This window comes from Streptacidiphilus sp. ASG 303, from assembly GCF_020991365.1.
Classification (GTDB): Bacteria; Actinomycetota; Actinomycetes; order Streptomycetales; family Streptomycetaceae; genus Peterkaempfera.
On the sequence record NZ_JAJLRA010000091.1, the window covers coordinates 1 to 644 of the forward strand.

Below are 644 nucleotides of genomic sequence, written 5' to 3' on the forward strand. Positions count from 1 at the left end.
CTGTGGCAGCAGGACCTCCTCGGCGGTGAGGAGGATCCGAGCAGCCTGCTCAACGAGCAGCTGGCCTACTGGCGCAAGGCCCTGTCCGGGCTGCCGGAGGAACTGGCCCTGCCGACCGACCGGCCGCGTCCGGCAGTTGCCACCCACCGCGGGGCCCAGGTCGGACTGCGCCTGGACGCCGAACTGCACGAGCAGCTGGCAGGCCTGGCCCGCGAGCGGGGCGTCACTCTGCACATGGTGTTGCAGGCCGCGCTCGCGGTGACCCTCTCCCGCCACGGCGCCGGCGACGACATCGCGATCGGCACCCCCGTCGCGGGCCGCCGGGACGACACCCTCACCGGCTTGGTCGGCTTCTTCGTCAACACCCTCGTCATGCGCACCGACCTCAGTGGCGACCCCACCTTCACCGACGTCCTGACCCGAGTGCGCAATGTCGCCCTGGACGCCCACGACCACCAGGACCTCCCTTTCGAGCGCCTGGTCGAAGACCTCGCCCCGGCACGCTCGATGGCCCGCCACCCCCTGTTCCAGGTCATGCTGACCCTCCAGAACACCGCCCAGGCCGTCCTCGAACTCGACGGCGTGGACATCGAACTCGCCGCCACCGGCGACACTCCGGCCAAGTTCGACCTCGCCCTCGACCT

1 protein-coding gene is annotated in these 644 nt (G+C 71.0%); it reads left to right on the forward strand.

Annotated features, from left to right (window positions below; translation table 11 throughout):
- On the forward strand, window positions 1-644 hold a 644-nt coding region (locus LO771_RS30035), incomplete at both ends, for a condensation domain-containing protein (RefSeq protein WP_230748330.1).